The 13991-nt window shown below is 64.0% G+C and carries 11 protein-coding genes; all 11 read left to right on the top strand.

What is annotated here, in order from left to right:
- Nucleotides 1–35: 35 nt before the first annotated feature.
- The 11 genes from rseP (at nt 36) to carB (ending at nt 13855) form a co-directional block, all read left to right on the top strand.
- Nucleotides 36–1406 carry an RIP metalloprotease RseP gene (gene rseP / locus A9976_RS27135; protein ID WP_183021553.1) on the top strand — a complete coding sequence of 457 codons (1371 nt, stop codon included), beginning with the start codon at nt 36–38 and terminating at the stop codon, nt 1404–1406.
- A gap of 45 nt (nt 1407–1451) precedes the next feature.
- Nucleotides 1452–3749, top strand: coding sequence for an outer membrane protein assembly factor BamA (gene bamA, locus A9976_RS27130; RefSeq protein WP_183021552.1), 2298 nt, complete (start codon nt 1452–1454; stop codon nt 3747–3749).
- On the top strand, nt 3749–4258 hold the full coding sequence (locus A9976_RS27125) for an OmpH family outer membrane protein (RefSeq protein ID WP_183021551.1): 510 nt from the start codon (nt 3749–3751) through the stop codon (nt 4256–4258). The genes bamA and A9976_RS27125 overlap by 1 nt, the downstream gene beginning before the upstream one ends.
- Before the next feature lie 23 nt (nt 4259–4281).
- On the top strand, nt 4282–5289 hold the full coding sequence (lpxD, locus tag A9976_RS27120; RefSeq protein ID WP_183021550.1) for a UDP-3-O-(3-hydroxymyristoyl)glucosamine N-acyltransferase: 1008 nt from the start codon (nt 4282–4284) through the stop codon (nt 5287–5289).
- Nucleotides 5286–5726: a 3-hydroxyacyl-ACP dehydratase FabZ gene (gene fabZ / locus A9976_RS27115; RefSeq protein WP_012206736.1), complete on the top strand. Its 441-nt coding sequence runs from the start codon at nt 5286–5288 to the stop codon at nt 5724–5726. The genes lpxD and fabZ overlap by 4 nt, the downstream gene beginning before the upstream one ends.
- A 7-nt stretch (nt 5727–5733) precedes the next feature.
- Nucleotides 5734–6531, top strand: coding sequence for an acyl-ACP--UDP-N-acetylglucosamine O-acyltransferase (lpxA, locus tag A9976_RS27110; RefSeq protein WP_183021549.1), 798 nt, complete (start codon nt 5734–5736; stop codon nt 6529–6531).
- A gap of 21 nt (nt 6532–6552) precedes the next feature.
- A complete protein-coding gene (lpxB, locus tag A9976_RS27105; RefSeq protein ID WP_183021548.1) occupies nt 6553–7743 on the top strand; it encodes a lipid-A-disaccharide synthase in 1191 nt (396 codons plus the stop codon).
- Complete coding sequence (gene rnhB / locus A9976_RS27100) at nt 7706–8413, top strand: ribonuclease HII (protein WP_012206733.1); 708 nt, start codon at nt 7706–7708, stop codon at nt 8411–8413. Before lpxB ends, rnhB begins: the two co-directional genes overlap by 38 nt.
- 62 nt (nt 8414–8475) lie before the next feature.
- On the top strand, nt 8476–9267 hold the full coding sequence (locus A9976_RS27095; RefSeq protein WP_183021547.1) for an RNA methyltransferase: 792 nt from the start codon (nt 8476–8478) through the stop codon (nt 9265–9267).
- A gap of 174 nt (nt 9268–9441) precedes the next feature.
- On the top strand, nt 9442–10614 hold the full coding sequence (gene carA / locus A9976_RS27090; RefSeq protein ID WP_016447475.1) for a glutamine-hydrolyzing carbamoyl-phosphate synthase small subunit: 1173 nt from the start codon (nt 9442–9444) through the stop codon (nt 10612–10614).
- Complete coding sequence (carB, locus tag A9976_RS27085; protein ID WP_183021546.1) at nt 10607–13855, top strand: carbamoyl-phosphate synthase large subunit; 3249 nt, start codon at nt 10607–10609, stop codon at nt 13853–13855. Before carA ends, carB begins: the two co-directional genes overlap by 8 nt.
- Nucleotides 13856–13991 lie beyond the last annotated feature (136 nt).

Genomic DNA, 13991 nt, shown 5'->3' with positions numbered 1-13991 from the left:
CATCCAGGCGCGCATTGGATTCAAAGGAGTATCAATTGTTGCTGACCGTAGTTGCATTCGTGGTCGCGCTGGGCGTGCTGATTGCCGTGCACGAGTGGGGCCACTACCGCGTCGCCGTGGCTTGCGGGGTGAAGGTGCTTCGGTTTTCCGTCGGCTTCGGTCGTCCCATCCTGCGCTGGAAGCGCAAAGGTTCGGACACGGAATTCGTCATCGGTGCACTGCCGCTTGGCGGCTATGTGCGCATGCTCGACGAGCGCGAGGGCGAGGTCCCGCCCGACCAGCGCCATCTGGCATTCAACACCCAGCCGCTGCGCGCGCGTGCGGCCATCGTGGCGGCAGGCCCGGTGGCCAATCTCGTGCTGGCCATCGCGCTGCTGGCCATCGTCAATTGGATGGGCATGCAGGAGCCCGTGGCGCGATTGGCCACGCCGCCGGCGGGCACGGTGCTGCAGATGGCGGGCGTGCAGGGCGGTGATCGCGTGCTGCGCATCGCCTTGGGCGACCAGGACTGGGAAGAGGTTCGCTCCATCAATGATCTGCGCTGGACACTGACCCGCGCCGCGCTCGACGATGAGTCGGTGCGCATGGAAGTGCTTCAGGGCCGGCGCACTGCCCCGTCCGAGCTGCGGCTGGCGCTGGCCGGCCAGGTGCAGGGCGAGCCGGATGCCGCTTTCTTCGAGCGCCTGGGTCTGCTGGGGCCCTGGACGCAGCCCGTGCTGGACAAGGTGATCGCCGGTGGTGCCGCCGAAAAGGCCGGCTTGCGCGAGGGCGACCTGGTGCTGCGCGTGGGCAGCACCCCGGTGGATGATGGCACCCAGCTGCGCAATCTCATCCGCAAGATGGGCGCATCGGGCCAGGTCCAGCAGCAACTGTGGCTGGTGCAGCGCGATGGCAGGCAGCTGCAGGTCCCCGTGCTGCCCGATCTGGGCCGCTCGGAAGATGGCAAGGAGAGCATCGCCCGCATCAGCGCCTACATCGGCAGTGCCCCCGAGATGGCTCTGGTGCAGCGCGGTCCGCTGGAGGGCCTGTGGGCAGGCGTGCAGCGCACCTGGGAGCTGTCGTCGCTGACGCTGCGCATGATGGGCCGCATGGTGATAGGCGAGGCATCGCTCAAGAACATCAGCGGACCCTTGACCATTGCCGACTATGCGGGGCGCTCGGCCAGCATGGGCCTGGTTCAATATCTCTCGTTCCTGGCGCTGATAAGCATCAGCCTGGGGGTTCTCAACTTGCTCCCCCTGCCGGTGCTCGATGGCGGGCACCTGATGTATTATCTTTGGGAGGGCGTGACTGGCCGAAGCGTGTCGGAAGTCTGGGCCGGACGCTTGCAGCGTGCAGGCGTGGCGGTTTTGATGATGATGATGTCCGTCGCCTTTTTCAACGATATCAACCGGCTTTGGGGCTAACTTTTCAGCCGTTTTCGGCAAGCCGCAGCGGCGGCAAATCCATTCATGACTAAACGTATCAATCGCCTGGGCGTGCGCGCTGCATCGACCCTGGCTGCCATGGTTTTGGCTGCCAATGCAGCCTGGGCGCTGGAGCCCTTCCGGGTACAGGACATCCGCATCGAAGGCCTGCAGCGCGTGGAGCCGGGCACGGTCTTCGCTTCCATCCCGCTGCGCGTGGGCGACCAGTATGACGATGACAAGGGCGCAGCTGCGATCCGCTCGCTGTTCGCGCTGGGGTTGTTCAAGGACATCCGTCTCGAGGCCAATGGCAACGTGCTCGTTGTCGTCGTCGAGGAACGCCCGACCATCGCCGAGGTGAATTTCGCCGGCACCAAGGAGTTCGACAAGGAAACCCTGCAAAAGGCCATGCGCGATGTGGGCCTGGCAGAAGGGCGTCCCTTCGACAAGGCCCTGGCCGACCGTGCCGAGCAGGAGCTCAAGCGCCAGTACATCAACCGCAGCCTTTATGGCGCGGAAGTCGTCACCACGGTCACGCCCATCGAGCGCAACCGCGTCAACCTGACCTTCACGGTGACCGAGGGCGATCCGGCCCGCATCAACGAGATCCACATCGTCGGCAACAAGGCCTTCAGCGAATCCACGCTCAAGGACCTGTTCGATCAGGACACCGGCAACTGGATGAGCTGGTACACCAAGTCGGACCGCTATGCGCGCAACAAGCTCAACGCCGACCTGGAAACGCTGCGCTCGTACTACCTGCAGCGCGGCTACCTGGAGTTCCGCGTGGACTCCACCCAGGTGGCCATCTCGCCCGACAAGCAGACCATTTCGCTCACGCTCAACGTCCATGAAGGCGAGCGCTTCGTCGTCTCCGGCGTGAAGCTGGAGGGCAACTACCTCGACCGCGACGACGAGTTCAAGTCCCTGGTCAAGATCAAGCCCGGCGAGCCCTACAACGCCGACCAGGTCACGGCGACGACCAAGGCCTTCACCGAGCACTTCGGCAACTTCGGCTTTGCCTTTGCACGCGTCGAGGCCGTGCCGGACATCGACCGTGCGACCAACCGCGTGGCCCTGGTGCTGCATGCCGAGCCGTCGCGCCGCGCCTATGTGCGCCGTATCAACGTCAGCGGCAACAATCGCACGCGTGACGAAGTGATCCGCCGCGAATTCCGCCAGTACGAAGCCTCCTGGTATGACGGCGACAAGATCCGCCTGTCGCGCGACCGCGTGGACCGCCTGGGCTTCTTCACCGAAGTCAATGTCGAGACCCAGGAAGTGGCGGGCTCGCCCGACCAGGTGGATCTGGTCATCTCGGTGGCTGAAAAGCCCACCGGCTCGCTGCAGCTGGGCGCTGGTTTTTCCAGCGCTGAAAAGGTTTCGCTGTCGTTCGGCATCAAGCAGGAAAACGTGTTCGGCTCGGGCAACTACCTGGGCGTGGACGTGAACACCAGCAAGTACCGCCGCACCATGGTGCTGTCCACCACGGATCCGTACTTCACGGACACCGGCATCTCGCGCACCTACGACCTGTACTACCGCACTGACCGTCCCTACTACGACGATGCGGCCTACAAGATCGTCACCTCGGGCGGCAGCGTTCGCTTTGGCGTGCCGTTCAGCGAGATCGACACCGTGTATTTCGGCGGTGGCGTGGAGCGCTCGGAAATCAAGCCCGGCACCTACCTGCCCCAGGCGTACAAGGACTATGCCGACAAGTACGGCTATGCCAACACCGGCATTCCGCTGACTTTGGGCTGGTCGCGTGACAGCCGTGACAGCGCGCTGGCGCCCAACTCGGGTCTCTACCAGCGCCTGAACACCGAGTGGTCGGTGGGTGGCGAGGCCCGCTATGTGCGAGCCAACTACCAGATCCAGCAGTACATCCCGCTGAGCAAGAAGTACACGTTGGCCTTGAACGGTGAACTCGGTTATGGCAAGGGCCTCAATGGCCGTCCGTTCCCGTTGTTCAAGAACTTCTTCTCGGGTGGTCTGGGCTCGGTGCGTGGCTTCGAGCAGGGCTCGCTGGGTCCGCGCGACTCTGCAGAGAACATTGCCCTGGGCGGCTCCAAGAAGGTGACTTTGAACGCCGAGTTCATGATTCCCTTCCCCGGTGCCGGCAATGACAGGACTTTGCGTCTTTTTACATTCCTCGATGTGGGTAATGTCTACGGCGCCAACCAGAACTTCGATCTCGGGGAGCTGCGGGCTTCCACGGGCCTTGGCATCAGCTGGATTTCCCCGCTGGGCCCCCTGCGTCTCGCCTTTGCTCAACCCATCCGCAAGCAGACCGGGGATAAAATCCAGCGACTGCAATTCCAAATCGGAACCTCTTTCTAATGAAATCTCTATCTAGCCATTTTTCCCTGGCTGTGCTGCTTGGCGCCATGGCTGTTTCTGCGCACGCTCAAGAGTTCAAGGCCGGCTTTGTGAACACGGACCGCATCTTCCGTGAAGCGTCGACAGCCAAGGCTGCGCAGTCCAAGCTGGAGCAGGAATTCTCCAAGCGTGAGAAGGAACTGGTCGACCAGGGCAACTCGCTCAAGAGCGCTTCGGAGAAGTTCGAGCGTGAAGCGCCCACCATGGCCGAAAGCCAGCGCGTCTCCCGCCAGCGTCAGCTGGTGGACCAGGACCGCGAGTTCCAGCGCAAGCGCCGTGAGTTCCAGGAAGACCTGAACTCCCGCAAGAACGAGGAACTGGCCCAGGTTCTGGAGCGCGCCAACAAGGTGGTCAAGCAAGTGGCGGAAACCGAGAAGTACGACGTCATCCTCCAGGAAGCCGTCTACATCAACCCCAAGTACGACATCACTGACAAAGTGATCAAGGCGCTGAACGGCGGCGGCAAGTAAGCCAGCGTCCAGGGCTGCATGCCGTGAGCGTATTGTTGGGTCAGATCCTCGATGCACTCGGTGGCGAACTGGTCGGTGGCGAAAGGGAGATGCCCATCTCCCGCATCGCGCCGCTGGATTCCGCCGGGGCAGGGGATCTCAGTTTTCTGAGCAACCCCCGCTACCGCCAGCAACTGGCCGCCTCCGAGGCGGCCTGCGTTATTGTGGCGCCCGCCATGCGTGAGCTGGCGCAGCAGCGGGGAGCCTGCATCGTGGTCCCTGACCCGTATGCCTACTTCGCCAGGGCCACGCAGTGGTGGAAGCGAAACTGCAGGTCCGTGGCGCCGGCCGGTATCCATCCAAGCGCGGTGGTGCACGAGAGTGCCATCGTTGATGTCTCTGCCACGATCGGCCCGCTCTGCGTGGTTGAAGAGGGTGCCACCATCGGTGCCCACACCGTGCTCAAGTCGCGCGTCACCATCGGTGAGAACTGCCATGTGGGCGCGCGCTGCCTGCTGCATTCCGGCGTGGTGCTGGGAGCGGACGGCTTCGGGTTTGCGCCCGAGAACGGGGCATGGGTGAAGATCGAGCAGCTCGGTGGCGTGCGGATCGGCGACGATGTGGAGATCGGCGCCAATACCTGCATAGACCGCGGAGCGCTGGACGACACGGTGATCGAGGACGGGGTCAAGCTCGATAACCTGATCCAGATCGGTCACAACGTGCACGTTGGACGGCATACGGCCATGGCCGGCTGTGTGGGGGTGGCCGGCAGCGCGCGCATTGGCGCGCATTGCACCGTGGGAGGCGGCGCCATCGTGCTGGGCCATCTGCGGCTGGCCGACGGGGTGCATATTTCGGCAGCGACGGTAGTGACTCGTTCGCTGACACAATCAGGTGTTTACACGGGCATGTTTCCCGTGGATGAAAACGCCAAATGGGAAAAAAATGCTGCGACGCTGAAGCAGTTGCACTCCATGCGCGATCGCATCAAGGCCCTGGAGCGGCAACTGCAGCAATCGGCGGATCAAGGCCATAACGGAACGCAATGATGGATATTCACGCAATTCTCAAGCAACTGCCCCACCGCTACCCCTTCCTGCTGGTGGACAAGGTCACGGAGCTTGAGCGCAATACACGCATCAAGGCGATCAAGAACGTCACGTTCAACGAGCCCTATTTCATGGGCCATTTCCCGGGCCGTCCCGTCATGCCGGGCGTGCTCATCCTGGAGGCGTTGGCGCAGGCTGCCGGCCTGCTGGCCTTCGATGCCATGGGCCAGGTTCCCGACGAGAACAACATCTACTACTTCGTGGGCATCGACGGTGCGCGCTTCAAGCGCCCCGTGGAGCCGGGCGACCAGCTGGTGCTGGAGATCACCATCGATCGCGTTCGCGGCGGCATCTGGAAGTTCAAGGGCGTGGCCCGCGTCGAGGACGAAGTGGCCTGCGAAGCCGAGCTGATGTGCACCATGCGCAACGTGGGCTGACGGACGCATGGCTGGCATTGAACGCATCCATCCCACGGCACTGATAGATTCCGCTGCACAGCTGGATTCGTCGGTGTCGGTCGGCCCCTATGCCGTCATCGGGCCGCATGTGGAAATCGGCGCCGGCACCACGATTGGCGCGCATTGCGTTGTCGAAGGCCATACCCGCATTGGTTGCGACAACCGGATTTTCCAGTTCGCGTCCCTGGGCGCACAGCCCCAGGACAAGAAGTACGCAGGCGAGCCCACGCGGCTTGTCATCGGGGACCGCAACACGGTGCGCGAGTTCTGCACCTTCAATGCGGGCACCGTGCAGGACCAGGGCGTCACGGTCATAGGCCATGACAACTGGATCATGGCCTATGTGCATGTGGCGCACGACTGCGTCGTGGGCAGCCACACCATCCTGGCCAACAACGCCACCCTGGCCGGCCACGTGCATGTGGGCGACCATGTGATCCTGGGCGGCCTGACGGGCGTGCACCAGTTCACCAAGGTGGGCGCCCATGCCATGGCAGGCTTTGCCAGCCATATCTCGCAGGATGTGCCGCCCTTCATGATGGTGGATGGCAATCCCCTGGCCGTGCGTGGCTTCAATATCGAAGGCCTGCGCCGGCGCGGATTCGGGCCGCAGCGTATCCAGGCCATCAAGCAGATGCACCGCCTGCTGTATCGCCAGGGGCTGACCCTGGAGGCCGCGCGCGACGCCATTGGCTCGCTGGCTGGCGAGCAGCCCGAGGCTGCTGCCGATGTATCGCTGATGCTGGATTTTCTGGCCGCTTCGACCCGGGGCATTGCGCGCTGATCCGGCGCGCGAAAGGACGGCATGACAGAGAGCGCGGCGCCATTGGCGCGCCTGAGTCCATCGATTGCCATGGTCGCCGGGGAAACCTCGGGCGACCTGCTGGCGTCCTTGCTCCTGGGTGGGTTGCAGGCTCGCTGGCCCGAGGCTTCGGCCTTTGGCATCGGCGGGCCCCAAATGCAGCAGCGCGGTTTTGAGGCATGGTGGTCCTGCGAGCGGCTGGCCGTGCATGGCTACAGCTGGGAAGTGTTTCGCCGGCTGGCCGAGATTCTGAACATCCGCCGGCAGTTGCGCCAGCGCCTGCTCAAGCAGCCGCCAGCCGTTTTTGTCGGCATCGATGCGCCCGACTTCAATTTGGGCCTGGAGACCGATCTGCGGGCTGCGGGCATCAAGACCGTGCATTTCGTCTGCCCCTCGATCTGGGCCTGGCGTGCAGATCGCGTCGAGAAAATCCGGCGTGCGGCCGACCATGTGCTGTGCATCTTTCCCTTCGAGCCCGAGTTGCTGGCCCGTCACGGCATAGACGCGACCTACGTGGGCCATCCCCTGGCCAGCGTGATTCCGCTGCAACCCGACCGTGCCGCCGCGCGCCGTCGGCTGGGTCTGCCGGAAGATGGTCTGGTGCTGGCCGTGCTGCCCGGCAGCCGACGCTCCGAAATCCGCTATCTTGCAGCCCGTTTCTTTCAGGCTGCAGCTTTGGTCCGGAAGGCGCTGCCAGCTATTAAAATAGTAGTGCCTGCCGTGCCTTCGCAACTGGACGAGTTGCGGCGCATTGCCCAGGAGTCCGGCATGGCCTCGTCGCTGCACATCGTGCGCGGCCAGTCCCATGATGCATTGGCAGCCTGCGACGTGACGTTGATCGCCAGCGGCACGGCCACGCTGGAAGCCGCGTTGTACAAGCGTCCCATGGTGATCGGCTACAACATGCACCCCTGGAGCTGGCGCCTGATGCGTGGCAAGCAGTTGCAGCCCTGGGTGGGCCTGCCCAACATCCTGTGCGGCGATTTCGTCGTGCCCGAGCTGATCCAGGATGCGGCAACGCCCCAGGCGTTGAGCGCGGCTGTGCTGCAATGGCTGCAGGCGTGCGAACATTCCCCTTCAACCGTCGAGGCGCTGGTACAGCGCTTCACAGCGCTGCACCATGAATTGCGGCGCGATACTGCCGAACTGGCCGCCCATGCGATCGAGAAAATCATTGCCCCCACTGCCGCCTGAACAGGCGTGCCTGCCCTGGCATCCGCCGGGGCTGGTTGCGGGCGTGGACGAAGCGGGCCGCGGCCCGTTGGCCGGCCCTGTCGTGGCCGCTGCTGTCATTCTTGACGATCTCAATCCCATCGAGGGCCTGAACGATTCCAAGAAGCTCACGGCTGCGCGCCGCGAGGCACTCTATGACGAGATCCGTGCCAAGGCGCTGTGCTGCAGCATTGCCGAGGCCTCGGTCGAAGAGATCGATCGCCTGAACATCCTGCAGGCCACGCTGCTGGCCATGCGCCGCGCGGTGCTGGGCCTGCGCCTGAAGCCGGTGCTCGTGCTGGTGGATGGCAACCAGCTGCCCGTGCTGGATGTGCAGGCCGAGGCCATCGTCAAGGGGGACTCCCTGGTGCAGGCCATCTCGGCCGCCTCCATACTGGCCAAGGTCACGCGCGACCGCTGGTGCGAACGGCTGCATGAGCAATATCCGGAATACGGCTTCGACGGCCACAAGGGCTACGGCACGGCGGCCCACCTTGCGGCGCTGCGCCTGCACGGTGCCTGCGAGGAGCACCGACGAACCTTCGCGCCGGTGGCCCATGTCGTGAGCATTGCCCGCATGGCCGAGCCCCTGGCCGCTGCCCGCGTGGCAGCTGCGGCGCAGGGTGCGCAAGCCCTGCTGCTGTCTGCCTGAGCGCCTTTGCCGTTTCTTTCTGCGCCCGTGGCGCGCTGTTCCCTTTGCCCGAAAGCCTCACCATGAGCCGACAACCCGCCGCCACATTGATCCAGTCCCGTGACAACGTCCTGGTCAAGGATTTGCGCAGGCTTGTCCAGGACAGTGGGGCCTACCGCAAGCAAGGGCGCGTCTGGCTGGAGGGGGACCATCTGTGCCGTGCCGCGCTGGCGCGTGGCATGCAGCCCTCCGTGGCCGTGGTGGCCGAATCCTTCTGGCCGCTGGTGCCGCTGGAATGGGTGCAGGGCGCAGGCAAGTGCGTGGTGCTGGCAGATGCCCTGTTTGCCGAAGTCAGCGGTCTGGAGTCCCCGGCGCGCATCGGTTTTCTGATGGACTGGCAGGCATCGGCGGTCATCCGTGCCGGCGTGGCCACGGTGGTGTTGGACCGCGTGCAGGACGCAGGCAACGTGGGCTCCATCCTGCGCAGTGCCGCTGCCTTCGGTTTCAGCCAGGTCGTGGCCCTGAAGGGCACGGCTGCGCTGTGGAGTCAGAAGGTGCTGCGCGCCGGCATGGGGGCGCATTTCGGTCTGCAATTGATTGAGTCGGCCTTGCCGGAAGATCTGGATGCGCTTGGCTTGCCCCTGATCGTGACCAGCTCCCATCAGGGCGAACTGATCCACAATGCCGCGCTGCCCTGGCCTTGTGCCTGGGCCATGGGCCATGAAGGGCAGGGTGTTGGCGAGGCGCTGATGCAGCGCGCAGCGCAGCATGTGCGCATCGGCCAACCGGGCGGTGAGGAGTCGCTGAACGTGGCTGCTGCAGCGGCAATATGCCTGCACGCAAGCAGCGTGAGTGCCGGCTTACGTCAAGGGTAATCCCGGCTCCTGTCAGGAGGCTGAAGCACGACCAGCCTATAATGGGCGGCTTTCAAGCATTCCACACTACGCCTAGCGACGCTTCCTCGCCACCCCCTGCAGACAAGCTATAACCCGCCCGGATCCGTCCGTGCGGCACGCTGGGCGTAACCGTAATTAGAACCGGAGAACCCAGTGCTTTTGTCTCTCAAGGGAGCATTCCCATCCGCCATCCTGGCGCTCGCAGACGGCACGGTCTTTGTTGGCAACTCGATCGGTGCGCAAGGCACCACGGTTGGTGAAGTCGTTTTCAACACGGCAATCACCGGCTACCAGGAAATCCTCACCGACCCCAGCTACTGCCAGCAGATCGTGACGCTCACGTATCCGCACATCGGCAACTACGGCGTCAACGCAGAGGATGTCGAGGCTGGCAAGGTCCATGCGGCGGGCCTGATCATCAAGAACCTTCCGCTGCTGGCCAGCAACTTCCGCAAGTCCGAGACCCTGCCCGACTACCTCACGCGCAGCGGCACGGTGGCGATTGCCAACATCGACACGCGCAAGCTCACACGGCTGCTGCGCGACAAGGGCGCACAAAACGGCGCCATCGTCGGTTTGGCCGCTGGCGAAGAAGTGACCCAGGCGCGCATCGACGAGGCACTGGCTGCGGCCAAGGCGGCCCCCAGCATGAAGGGCCTGGATCTGGCCCAGGTGGTGAGCGCCGCCCAGCAGTACGAATGGACGGAAACCGAGTGGAAGCTGGGCGAAGGCTACGGCCAGCAGCAGGCCCCGCGTTTCCATGTGGTGGCCTATGACTTCGGCGTGAAGTTCAACATCCTGCGCATGCTGGCCGAGCGCGGCTGCAAGCTGACCGTGGTGCCGGCCAAGACGCCCGCCAAGGATGTGCTGGCACTCAACCCCGACGGCGTTTTCCTGTCCAACGGCCCTGGCGACCCGGAGCCCTGCGACTACGCCATTGCCGCCACCAAGGAGCTGGTGGAGTCCGGCAAGCCCGTCTTCGGCATCTGCCTGGGTCACCAGATCATGGCCCTGGCCGCTGGCGCCAAGACCTTCAAGATGGCCAACAGCCACCACGGCGCCAACCACCCCGTCAAGGACCTGGACAACGGCCGGGTCAGCATCACCAGCCAGAACCACGGTTTTGCCGTGGAGATGGAGTCCCTGCCCGACACGCTGCGCGCCACGCACATCAGCCTGTTCGACGGCACGCTGCAAGGCCTTGAGCACAAGGACAAGCCTGCGTTCTGCTTCCAGGGCCACCCCGAGGCTTCGCCCGGCCCGCACGATATCGCCTACCTGTTTGACCGCTTCACGGCGCTGATGGAGAAACACAAAAATGCCTAAGCGCACCGACCTCAAAAGCATTCTGATCATTGGCGCCGGTCCCATCGTCATCGGCCAGGCCTGCGAGTTTGACTACTCCGGCGTGCAGGCCTGCAAGGCGTTGCGCGAAGAGGGCTACAAGGTCATCCTGATCAACAGCAACCCTGCCACGATCATGACCGACCCGGCCACGGCCGACGTCACCTACATCGAGCCCATCACCTGGCAGACGGTCGAGAAGATCATCGCCAAGGAGCGTCCCGACGCCATCCTGCCGACCATGGGCGGCCAGACCGCGCTGAACTGCGCGCTGGACCTGTGGCGCAACGGCGTGCTGCACAAGTACAAGGTCGAGCTGATCGGCGCAACTCCCGAGGCCATCGACAAGGCCGAGGACCGCCTCAAGTTCAAGGATGCGATGACGCGCATCGGCCTGGGTTCGGCACGCTCGGGCATCGCCCATTCGATGGACGAAGCCTGGGCCGTGCAAAAGGAAATGGGCTTTCCCACCGTCATCCGCCCCAGCTTCACGCTGGGCGGCACGGGCGGCGGCATTGCCTACAACCCCGAAGAGTTCGAGACCATCTGCAAGCGCGGGCTGGAAGCGTCCCCGACCAATGAGTTGCTGATCGAGGAATCGCTGCTCGGCTGGAAGGAGTACGAGATGGAAGTCGTCCGCGACAAGGCGGACAACTGCATCATCATCTGCTCCATCGAGAACCTGGACCCGATGGGCGTGCACACCGGCGACTCGATCACCGTGGCACCCGCGCAGACGCTGACCGACAAGGAATACCAGATCATGCGCAACGCCTCGCTGGCGGTGCTGCGCGAGATCGGCGTGGACACGGGCGGCTCCAACGTGCAGTTCTCGGTGAATCCGAAGGACGGCCGCATGATCGTCATCGAGATGAACCCGCGCGTGTCGCGTTCCTCGGCGCTGGCCTCCAAGGCCACGGGCTTCCCCATCGCCAAGGTCGCTGCCAAGCTGGCCGTGGGCTACACGCTGGACGAACTCAAGAACGACATCACGGGCGGCAAGACGCCCGCTTCGTTCGAGCCCTCGATCGACTACGTGGTCACCAAGATCCCGCGTTTCGCGTTCGAGAAGTTCCCCGCTGCCGACAACCGCCTGACCACGCAGATGAAGTCCGTGGGCGAGGTCATGGCCATTGGCCGTACCTTCCAGGAGTCCTTCCAGAAGGCGCTGCGCGGCCTGGAAGTGGGCGTGGACGGCATGAACGAAAAGACCCAGGACCGCGAAATCCTCGAAAAGGAACTCGGCGAGCCCGGTCCGGACCGCATCTGGTATGTGGGCGATGCCTTCGCTGCCGGCTGGACGCTGGACGAGGTGCACAACATCACCAAGATCGACAAGTGGTTCCTCGTGCAGATCGAAGAGATCGTGAAGATCGAACTCGAGCTGGACCAGGTCTACGAGGAAAAGGGCGATGCCGCGCTGGCCGCACTGGACGCCACCACGCTGCGCACGCTCAAGCAAAAGGGCTTCTCCGACCGTCGCCTGGCCAAGCTGCTGCACAGCAATGAGAAGGCCGTGCGCGAGGCACGCAAGACACTGGGCGTGCGCCCCGTGTTCAAGCGTGTGGACACCTGCGCTGCCGAGTTCGCCACCGACACGGCCTACATGTACTCCACCTATGACGAGGAGTGCGAAGCCGAGCCGACGGACAAGAAAAAGATCATGGTGCTGGGCGGTGGCCCGAACCGCATCGGCCAGGGCATCGAGTTCGACTACTGCTGCGTGCATGCTGCACTCGCCATGCGCGAGGACGGCTATGAAACCATCATGGTCAACTGCAACCCCGAGACCGTGTCCACCGACTACGACACGTCGGACCGCCTGTATTTCGAGCCGCTGACGCTGGAAGACGTGCTCGAAGTCGTGGCTGTCGAAAAGCCTGTTGGCGTCATCGTGCAGTACGGTGGCCAGACGCCCCTGAAGCTCGCCCTGGGTCTTGAAAAAGAAGGCGTGCCCATCATCGGCACCACGCCCGACATGATCGACGCGGCCGAAGACCGCGAGCGCTTCCAGAAGCTGCTGCATGAGCTGGGCCTGCGCCAGCCGCCCAATGCCACGGCCCGTACCGAGCCCGAGGCGCTGGAAAAGGCGGCCGGCCTGGGTTACCCCCTGGTCGTGCGTCCCAGCTATGTGCTGGGTGGCCGTGCCATGGAAATCGTGCACGAGCAGCGCGACCTGGAGCGCTACATGCGCGAAGCGGTCAAGGTCAGCAATGACTCACCCGTGCTGCTGGACCACTTCCTGTCCAATGCCATCGAGTGCGATGTGGACTGCGTGCGCGACCGCGAAGGCGCCGTCTTCATCGGCGGCGTGATGGAGCACATCGAGCAGGCTGGCGTGCATTCGGGCGATTCCGCCTGCTCGCTGCCGCCTTACTACCTCAAGCCCGAGACCGTGGCCGAGATCAAGCGCCAGACTGCCGCCATGGCCAACGCGCTGAGCGTGGTAGGCCTGATGAACGTGCAGTTCGCCATCAAGGAAACGGCCGAAGGCGACGTGATCTACGTGCTGGAAGTCAACCCGCGTGCCTCGCGCACCGTGCCCTTCGTCTCCAAGGCCACCGGCATCCAGCTGGCCAAGGTGGCTGCGCGCTGCATGGCCGGTGACACGCTGGCCCAGCAAGGCATCACCAAGGAAGTCACGCCGCCGTACTTCAGTGTCAAGGAAGCCGTCTTCCCGTTCGTGAAGTTCCCTGGCGTGGATACCATCCTCGGCCCCGAGATGAAGTCCACCGGCGAAGTCATGGGCGTGGGTAAGACCTTTGGCGAAGCCTTCGTCAAGAGCCAGCTGGGCGCCGGCGTCACGCTGCCGACCCAGGGCAAGGTCTTCCTGACCGTGAAGAATGCCGACAAGCCGCGTGCCGTGGCCGTGGCCAGGGAGCTGGCTGCGATGGGCTTCGTGCTGTGCGCCACGCGCGGCACGGCAGCGGCCATCTCCGAGGCGGGCATCGAGGTGCAACTCGTCAACAAGGTGACCGAAGGCCGCCCCCACATCGTGGACATGATCAAGAATGGCGAGATCGCCATGGTCATCAACACGGTGGAGGAGCGCCGCAACGCCATCGCCGACTCGCGGGCCATCCGCACCAGCGCGCTGCTGGCCCGCGTGACCACCTTCACGACCATCTTCGGTGCAGAAGCTGCCGTCGAAGGCATGAAGTCCATGGGCAACATGGACGTGCACTCGGTCCAGGAATTGCACGCCCAACTGCAGGCTGCCTGAGGTCTTTCCATTGCCGCTGCGCCTGTTTTTTTGATGGCGCGCAGCGAGCGGCACTGTCCGACAGTGCCGCCGGGTTTTCCCACCATTCCGGGTGGGTAAACGCGGCATAATGGAACGAATCATTCGATGAAACCGC

The organism is Delftia sp. UME58, assembly GCF_014170385.1.
GTDB lineage: Bacteria > Pseudomonadota > Gammaproteobacteria > Burkholderiales > Burkholderiaceae_C > Comamonas > Comamonas acidovorans.
Note: the sequence above shows the minus strand (reverse complement) of the source record. Positions and strands in the feature narration are given on the sequence as shown.

Coding starts and splice junctions, on each gene's coding strand:
- A9976_RS27095 (WP_183021547.1), top strand. CDS start 8,476: ATGAGCCGACAACCCGCCGCCACATTGATCCAGTCCCGTGACAACGTC.
- rnhB (WP_012206733.1), top strand. CDS start 7,706: ATGCGATCGAGAAAATCATTGCCCCCACTGCCGCCTGAACAGGCGTGC.
- lpxB (WP_183021548.1), top strand. CDS start 6,553: ATGACAGAGAGCGCGGCGCCATTGGCGCGCCTGAGTCCATCGATTGCC.
- fabZ (WP_012206736.1), top strand. CDS start 5,286: ATGATGGATATTCACGCAATTCTCAAGCAACTGCCCCACCGCTACCCC.
- lpxA (WP_183021549.1), top strand. CDS start 5,734: ATGGCTGGCATTGAACGCATCCATCCCACGGCACTGATAGATTCCGCT.
- bamA (WP_183021552.1), top strand. CDS start 1,452: ATGACTAAACGTATCAATCGCCTGGGCGTGCGCGCTGCATCGACCCTG.
- carB (WP_183021546.1), top strand. CDS start 10,607: ATGCCTAAGCGCACCGACCTCAAAAGCATTCTGATCATTGGCGCCGGT.
- A9976_RS27125 (WP_183021551.1), top strand. CDS start 3,749: ATGAAATCTCTATCTAGCCATTTTTCCCTGGCTGTGCTGCTTGGCGCC.